This window comes from Sphingomonas sp. (genome assembly GCF_039595165.1).
In the GTDB taxonomy this organism is placed as follows: Bacteria; Pseudomonadota; Alphaproteobacteria; order Sphingomonadales; family Sphingomonadaceae; genus Sphingomonas.
In genome coordinates this window covers 1-7,229 of the sequence record NZ_JBCNMA010000156.1, presented here as the reverse complement: position 1 = coordinate 7,229, position 7,229 = coordinate 1, and the positions used below count along the sequence as shown (strand labels likewise).

At 65.7% G+C, this 7,229-nt stretch carries 14 protein-coding genes; all 14 read right to left on the bottom strand.

The genetic code is table 11. The features are described 5' to 3' along the window. On the bottom strand, positions 1-154 hold a 154-nt coding region (gene rplX / locus ABDV68_RS17465), incomplete at its 3' end, for a 50S ribosomal protein L24 (protein WP_343521377.1). Next, the gene (rplN, locus tag ABDV68_RS17460; protein ID WP_066574426.1) at positions 154-522 is read right to left on the bottom strand and encodes a 50S ribosomal protein L14; all 369 of its coding nucleotides are present in this window, start codon (positions 520-522) and stop codon (positions 154-156) included. The genes rplX and rplN, both read right to left, overlap by 1 nt. 77 nt (positions 523-599) lie before the next feature. Continuing rightward, positions 600-869, bottom strand: a complete 270-nt coding sequence (rpsQ, locus tag ABDV68_RS17455; protein ID WP_343521376.1) for a 30S ribosomal protein S17 — start codon at positions 867-869, stop codon at positions 600-602. Between the two features lie 13 nt (positions 870-882). Then, on the bottom strand, positions 883-1,086 hold the full coding sequence (gene rpmC, locus ABDV68_RS17450) for a 50S ribosomal protein L29 (RefSeq protein ID WP_343521375.1): 204 nt from the start codon (positions 1,084-1,086) through the stop codon (positions 883-885). Positions 1,087-1,091: 5 nt separating this feature from the next. Continuing rightward, the gene (gene rplP, locus ABDV68_RS17445; RefSeq protein ID WP_145844368.1) at positions 1,092-1,523 is read right to left on the bottom strand and encodes a 50S ribosomal protein L16; all 432 of its coding nucleotides are present in this window, start codon (positions 1,521-1,523) and stop codon (positions 1,092-1,094) included. Between the two features lie 12 nt (positions 1,524-1,535). Further along, on the bottom strand, positions 1,536-2,243 hold the full coding sequence (gene rpsC / locus ABDV68_RS17440; protein ID WP_343521374.1) for a 30S ribosomal protein S3: 708 nt from the start codon (positions 2,241-2,243) through the stop codon (positions 1,536-1,538). Continuing rightward, positions 2,243-2,623: a 50S ribosomal protein L22 gene (gene rplV / locus ABDV68_RS17435; RefSeq protein ID WP_265119408.1), complete on the bottom strand. Its 381-nt coding sequence runs from the start codon at positions 2,621-2,623 to the stop codon at positions 2,243-2,245. The genes rpsC and rplV overlap by 1 nt, the downstream gene beginning before the upstream one ends. Then, positions 2,623-2,901 carry a 30S ribosomal protein S19 gene (gene rpsS, locus ABDV68_RS17430; protein ID WP_343521373.1) on the bottom strand — a complete coding sequence of 93 codons (279 nt, stop codon included), beginning with the start codon at positions 2,899-2,901 and terminating at the stop codon, positions 2,623-2,625. Before rpsS ends, rplV begins: the two co-directional genes overlap by 1 nt. 3 nt (positions 2,902-2,904) lie before the next feature. Further along, positions 2,905-3,756, bottom strand: a complete 852-nt coding sequence (gene rplB / locus ABDV68_RS17425) for a 50S ribosomal protein L2 (protein ID WP_343521372.1) — start codon at positions 3,754-3,756, stop codon at positions 2,905-2,907. Positions 3,757-3,758: 2 nt separating this feature from the next. Beyond that, complete coding sequence (locus ABDV68_RS17420; RefSeq protein WP_343521371.1) at positions 3,759-4,073, bottom strand: 50S ribosomal protein L23; 315 nt, start codon at positions 4,071-4,073, stop codon at positions 3,759-3,761. After that, positions 4,066-4,680: a 50S ribosomal protein L4 gene (gene rplD, locus ABDV68_RS17415; protein WP_343521370.1), complete on the bottom strand. Its 615-nt coding sequence runs from the start codon at positions 4,678-4,680 to the stop codon at positions 4,066-4,068. Before rplD ends, ABDV68_RS17420 begins: the two co-directional genes overlap by 8 nt. Positions 4,681-4,682: 2 nt before the next feature. Next, entirely contained in the window at positions 4,683-5,441 is a 759-nt protein-coding gene (rplC, locus tag ABDV68_RS17410) for a 50S ribosomal protein L3 (RefSeq protein WP_343521369.1), read from the bottom strand. 369 nt (positions 5,442-5,810) lie between these two features. Further along, positions 5,811-6,119, bottom strand: coding sequence for a 30S ribosomal protein S10 (gene rpsJ, locus ABDV68_RS17405; RefSeq protein WP_066574470.1), 309 nt, complete (start codon positions 6,117-6,119; stop codon positions 5,811-5,813). A 96-nt stretch (positions 6,120-6,215) separates the two neighbouring features. Continuing rightward, a complete protein-coding gene (locus ABDV68_RS17400) occupies positions 6,216-7,076 on the bottom strand; it encodes a hypothetical protein (protein ID WP_343521368.1) in 861 nt (286 codons plus the stop codon). Between the last annotated feature and the right edge of the window lie 153 nt (positions 7,077-7,229).

Below are 7,229 nucleotides of genomic sequence, written 5' to 3'. Positions count from 1 at the left end.
GGGTCGGCTTGCGGTGACGCACCGCGATGTTGACGCCCGACACGACGACCTTGCCGTCCTTCGGAAGCGCCTTGGTGACTTCGCCGGTCTTGCCCTTGTCCTTGCCGGACAGGACGATGACCTGGTCGCCCTTCTTGATCTTGGCAGCAGCCATCACAGCACCTCGGGGGCGAGCGAAATGATCTTCATGAAGCCCTTCGAGCGCAGCTCGCGGACCACCGGGCCAAAGATACGGGTGCCGATCGGCTCCTCGTTCTTGTTGACCAGGACGGCGGCATTGCCGTCGAAGCGGATCACCGAGCCATCGGCACGGCGGACGTCCTTGGCGGTGCGGACGATGACGGCGCGGTGCACGTCACCCTTCTTCACCTTGCCGCGGGGCTGTGCTTCCTTGATGCTGACGACGATGACGTCGCCCACGCCGGCGAAGCGACGCTTCGACCCGCCCAGCACCTTGATGCACTGCACCCGCTTCGCGCCGCTGTTGTCGGCGACGTCGAGATTGGACTGCATCTGGATCATCGATCCGGTTCCTTCTCTCTTGGCCTACCGGGACACGTCCCGGGGGTTCCAGTTAAACTCGTCAGACCCTGCGGGTCTTAGGCGATGTCGGCCCGCTCGGGCGTCGCGTGGGTGTCAACCCGCTCGATCACCTTCCAGGTCTTGAGCTTGCTGATCGGCGCGGTCTCTTCGATGCGCACGGTCTCGCCAGCCTTGTACTCGTTCGCCTCGTCATGGGCGTGATACTTCTTCGAGCGGCGGATGATCTTGCCGTAGAGCGGGTGCTTGACCTTGCGCTCCACGTTCACGACCACCGTCTTGTCGCCCTTGTCGGACACGATCTGCCCGGTCAGCACGCGCTTCGGCATGTTCGTTGTCCTCTTACTTCGCAGCCGAGCGCGAACGCTCGCTCTGCAGCGTCTTGATGCGGGCGATGTCCTTGCGGACCTCCTTGACGCGGCTCGGCTTCTCGAGCTGGCTGGTCGCGGCCTGGAAACGGAGGTTGAACGCCTCGCGCTTCAGGTTGCCCAGCTCCTCGGTGAGCTGATCGTCGGTCTTCGCCCGAAGGTCGGTAGCCTTGGTCATTTCCCTCAACCCTCCAGGTGCGACGTGTCGCCGAGACGCGCCACGACCTTGGTCTTGATCGGCAGCTTCATCGCCGCACGCTCGAACGCTTCCGCCGCGAGCGGGCCGGGAACGCCGTCCAGCTCGAACAGGATGCGGCCCGGCTTGACGCGGGCGGCCCAATATTCGAGCCCGCCCTTGCCCGAGCCCATGCGGACTTCGGCAGGCTTGCTCGACACCGGAACGTCCGGGAAGATGCGGATCCACAAACGCCCCTGGCGCTTGATGTGACGCGTGATCGCGCGGCGGGCCGCCTCGATCTGGCGCGCGGTAATCCGCTCCGGCTCCATCGCCTTCAGGCCGTACGAGCCGAAGTTCAGCGTCGCGCCGCCCTTGGCCTCACCCTTGATCCGGCCCTTGAAGGCCTTGCGGAACTTGGTCTTTTTCGGTTGCAGCATTGTGCCTAACCCTTAGCGACGGTCGTCGCGCGCCGGGCGCACGCCCGACGTCTGCGATTCCATGTTCAGGCGATCGGTCGCCATCGGATCATGGCCCAGGATCTCGCCCTTGAAGATCCAGACCTTGACGCCGCACACGCCATAGGCGGTGTGGGCCTCGGCCTCGGCATGGTCGATGTTCGCGCGCAGCGTGTGCAGCGGAACCCGGCCCTCGCGATACCATTCCGAACGCGCGATCTCCGCGCCGCCCAGACGACCGCCGCAGTTGATGCGGATGCCCTCGGCGCCCAGACGCATCGCCGACTGAACGGCGCGCTTCATGGCTCGGCGGAACGCGATGCGGCGCTCCAGCTGGTCGGCAATGCCCTGCGCGACGAGCTTGGCGTCGACCTCAGGCTTGCGGATCTCGACGATGTTCAGCGACACGTCCGAGCTGGTCATCGCGCCGAGCGTCTTGCGCAGCTTCTCGATGTCCGAGCCCTTCTTGCCGATGATCACGCCGGGACGCGCGGCATAGATGCTGACGCGGCACAGCTTCGCCGGACGCTCGATCACCACCTTGGAGATCGCGGCCTGGGGCAGCGTCTTCATGATGTACTGGCGGATCTTGAGATCCTCGAGCAGCAGGCGGCCATAGTCCTGGCCTTCGGCGAACCAGCGGCTGTCCCAGGTGCGGTTGATCTGCAGGCGCAGACCGATCGGGTTGCTCTTGTGACCCATTATGCTTCTTCCTGCACTTCGCGCACCACGATGCGCAGACGGCTGAACGGCTTCAGGATGCGCGTCGACTTGCCGCGGCCACGGGTGTGGAACCGCTTCATGGTGATCGACTTGCCGACCGACGCCTCGGCGACGACGAGCGCGTCGACGTCGAGATTGTGGTTGTTCTCGGCATTGGCGATGGCCGAGGCCAGCACCTTGCGCGCGTCCACCGCCATCGCCTTCTTCGAGAAGGCGAGGATGTTCATCGCGTCGCCGGCACGCTTGCCGCGGATCAGGCCCGCGACCAGGTTCAGCTTCTGCGCCGAACCACGGATCTGCGTGCCGACCGACAGCGCCTCGTTGTCGCTCACGCGACGGGGAGCCTTGGGCTTCGACATTAGCGCTTACCCTTCTTGTCGGCGGCGTGGCCCGGGAAGTACCGGGTCGGCGCGAACTCGCCGAGCTTCATGCCGACCATGTCCTCGTTCACCGACACCGGCACGAACTTGCGGCCGTTGTAGACGTTGAAGGTCAGGCCGACGAACTGCGGCAGGATGGTCGAACGGCGCGACCAGGTCTTGATCGGACCGCCACGGCCCGACGCTTCCTGAGCGGTCTCTGCCTTTTTGAGCAGGTGGAGGTCCACGAACGGACCCTTCCAGACTGAGCGAGCCATCGGTTAGCCCTTCTTCTTCGCGTGGCGGCTGCGGATGATGAACTTGTCCGTCGCCTTGTTGTGACGGGTGCGCGCACCCTTGGTCGGCTTGCCCCACGGGGTGACCGGATGGCGGCCGCCCGAGGTCCGGCCTTCACCACCGCCATGCGGGTGGTCGACCGGGTTCTTGGCGACGCCGCGGGTCAGCGGGCGGATGCCCTTCCAGCGGTTGCGGCCGGCCTTGGCGAGGTTGGTGTTGCCGTTGTCGGGGTTCGACACGGCGCCAACGGTGCACATGCACTCGCCGCGGACGTAGCGCTGCTCGCCCGAGTTGAGGCGCACGATCACCATGCCGCGGTCGCGGCCGACGACCTGCACATAGGTGCCTGCCGAACGCGCGATCTGGCCGCCCTTGCCGGGCTTCATCTCGACATTGTGGACGATCGTGCCGACCGGCGCCTGGCCGATCTCCATCGCATTGCCCGGCTTCACGTCGGTCTTCTTGCCCGCGATCACCTTGTCGCCGGCCTGAAGCCGCTGCGGCGCGATGATATAGGCCAGGCGATCCTTGCCGTTCTCGTCCGCGCCATAGTTGATCAGCGCGATGAAGGCGGTGCGGTTGGGATCATATTCGATCCGCTCCACATTGCCCTCGACGTCCCACAGGCGGCGCTTGAAATCGACGATGCGATAGCGCTGCTTGTGGCCGCCCGCGATGCCGCGCGAGGTCACATGGCCCTTGTTGTTGCGGCCGCCGGTCTTGCGCTTGCCCTCGGTCAGCGCCTTGACGGGGCCGCCCTTGTGCAGACCCGAACGGTCCACCAGGATCAGGCCGCGCCGCGCCGGCGAGGTCGGGTTGTAGTTCTTGAGCGCCATGGTCAGTTGACCCCCTGCGTCACGTCGATCGAGTCACCGTCCTTGAGGGTGACGATCGCCTTCTTGATGTCGGTGCGCGTGTAGGGCTTGCCCTTCCAGCGCTTCGTCTTGCCCTTCTGGACGATGGTGTTCACCGCGGTGACACCGACGCCGAAGATCGCCTCGACCGCCGCCTTGATCTGCGGCTTGGTCGCGTCGTTGGCGACCTTGAAGACGACCGCGTTCGCCTCGGAGACGAGCGTCGACTTCTCGGTGATGTGCGGCGCGACGATCACGTCATAGTGACGCACGTCGATCTGCTCCTGCTTCTTAGCCATTGAAGCGAGCCTCCAGCTTCTCGACGGCAGCGCGGGTCAGGACCAGCGTGTCGTGCTTCAGGATGTCGTAGACGTTGGCGCCCACCGCCGGCAGGACGTTGACGCCCGCCAGGTTGCGCGCCGCGAGGAAGCCGTTGCCGGCCTCGGCGTCGATCACCAGCGCGGTCTTGCCGACCTTCAGGCCGGCGAACTGGCCCTTCAGCGCCGAAGTCTTGCTCGCCTCGAACCCGTCGAGGACGATCAGCGAGCCCGCCTTGGCGTGGCTCGAAAGCGCCATCTTCAGGCCGAGCGCGCGAACCTTCTTGTTCAGCGAGATGTTGAAATCCCGCTTGCGGGCGCCGTGCGCCTTGCCGCCGCCGATGAACACCGGGGCCGCACGGTCGCCGTGACGAGCCGTACCGCCGCCCTTCTGGCGGCCGAACTTCTTGCCGGTGCGCGATACTTCCGAACGCTCGCGCGTCGGGCGGGCCGTCTCGCGACGGTTCCACAGCTGCCAGGTAACGACGCGGTGCAGGATGTCGGCGCGCGGCTCGACGCCGAACACTTCGTCGTTCAGCTCGATGTCGCCCGATGCCTTGGCGTCGAGGGTTTGAACCTTGACCTTCACGTTCAGCCCTCCTGGCCTTCGGTCGCCTCGGGGGCCTCGACCACTTCGGCCGGGGTTTCCGCGGGGGCGGTGTCGTTGGTGTTGGCAACAGCCTTGAGGCCGGCGGGGAACGGCGCGTCCTTGTGGCGCGCGACCTTCACCGAGTCCTTGACGAACAGCCAGCCACCCTTCGAGCCAGGGACCGAGCCCTTGACGAAGATCAGGCCGCGCTCGACGTCGGTGCCGACGATCTCGAGGTTCTGCTGCGTGCGGTTCTTGTCGCCCATGTGGCCGGCCATCTTCTTGTTCTTGAAGACGCGGCCCGGATCCTGACGGTTACCCGTCGAACCCAGCGAGCGGTGCGAGATCGAGACGCCGTGGGTCGCGCGCAGACCGCCGAAACCCCAGCGCTTCATGCCGCCCGCAAAGCCCTTGCCCTGCGTCCGGCCCTGGATGTCGACGAACTGGCCCGCGACATAATGGTCGGCCGAAATCTCGGCGCCCACGTCAAGCAGACCGTCCTCGTCGACGCGGAACTCCGCCAGCACCGCCTTGGGCTCCACCTCGGCCTTGCCGAACTGGCCGCGCTGCGGCTTGGCGACGTTCTTCGCCTTGGCGCTGCCCGCGCCGAGCTGGACGGCGGTGTAGCCGTCCTTGTCCATTTCGCGACGGGCGACGACCTGCACGCCTTCGAGCGCCAGGACGGTGACCGGCACGTGGCGGCCGTCGTCCTGGAACAGGCGGGTCATCCCCATTTTCTTCGCGATCACGCCAGTGCGCATGATCCATTCACTCCATAACAGAGGCACCCCACGGACGATTCCGAAGGGTGCGTGCCTCAGCCCGAATATGCGATGCGAGCCCCCGTCCGGGCTGAATTCCACACCTTGCGGCGCGGAAAGACGGGGGACGCAGACCCGGACCGGAGTCCGGCGGTATCCCTATGTCGTTTTGAGCTTCACGCTCTGGCTGGAACTTCGGATCGGGATCGATCCGGCCGGCCCTGCGCGATCCCGATGGAATCGCGAATCTCGTTGGGAAGCGGCGCCTTTACGTCAGCTTCACTTCCCTGTCCACCCCCTCACCCAGCCTTTTCGGCGAATGGGGAACGGAAACAGCCCCGACCAGTGATCGGGGCTGCGTCAGCTGGCTCAGGCCAGCTTGATCTCGACGTCGACGCCGGCGGCGAGGTCGAGCTTCATCAGCGCGTCGACCGTCTGCGGGGTCGGCTGCACGATGTCGAGCATGCGCTTGTAGGTGCGCACTTCGAACTGCTCGCGGCTCTTCTTGTCGATGTGGGGGCCACGGTTGACCGTGAACTTCTCGATCTTCGTCGGAAGCGGGATTGGGCCACGGATGAGAGCGCCGGTGCGGCGCGCAGTGTCGGCGATGTCGCCGGTCGCCTGGTCGAGCACGCGGTGATCGAACGCCTTCAGGCGAATACGGATATTGTTGTCCATGTCCCTACCGATGTGAAAGAGCGGACCCCGTTGCCGGGGTTCTTGCTGGTTGAACTCAAACTGAAGGCGGCCCCTTACCGGGACACGCCCGGGATATCAAGCCCCCAGATCGCCGCCCGTCACCGGAAAGCGCAGCTCGCGCGCCTGTGCAAGCGAAAGCGCTTCGATCGCCGCCACAGCCCCTTCGGGATCTGACAACCCGAACAGGTCATGTTCCTCGACATCGGCCCCGACCTGCTGGGTTACGGAGACCCAACCGCGCCGCCCGTCCCGATCGACCAGTGCCGCGCCGATAATACTGTCCCCCGCGATCTCTCGATACGCCAGGCCGCGCATGGGCGAGAGCCACACGATACGCCGGTCGGTAACAGCCACAGTCCCGAGCGAGTCGAAAACCCAGCTGCTCAGCGTTCGGCGGGCAAAGAGGATCGCCGGGACAATCGACCCGAAGAGCAGACCGATCAATAGCAGCGCCCAGAACCCTCGAGGCCCGAACAGGCCGTCGATCGGCGTTCCCAGAATCCACCAGCCGATCAGAACCGGACCCAAGACGGTTAGGAGAAGCAAGAATGCGGGCGCACCGGTCAGGCTCGACCAGCCGGGTCGCCCGACCCACTTTACATGCTCCCCCAGATTCAACCCGGCTTCACCAGGAGAACCCGAAGGATCAGGGGCGCGCCACGCATAGCGGAGTCCACCCGCGAACAGCATCGCGAGCACCACCAGGAGGAGGGCTCCGGCCCCGATAAAAATAACCCGGGCCAGTTCAGGGGAGATCGGAATGCGCTGGCCGCCCCGGAAGCCTACCGACGCCGTTTCGCCAGTCGTGGTGAGCGCCCAGGTCAGCCACAGGCCGATCACGCTACAGAACACCACCATGACCGAAGCGAGCACCGCGATCCGGACCCAGCGCGACTCGCCGCTCAGCGGGTCGTCGTCATCCTCCGGCTCACCCATGCAACTCCCCCCTCGGTTACCCGCTCCAAACAAAAAGCCCGGCCTCCCCTGGGGGAAGCCGGGCTCTTCATTCTCAGCCCTTGCGGGCGTCGATTACTTGTCGATGCCGCTGACGACGCCGGCGCCGACGGTGCGGCCGCCTTCGCGGATCGC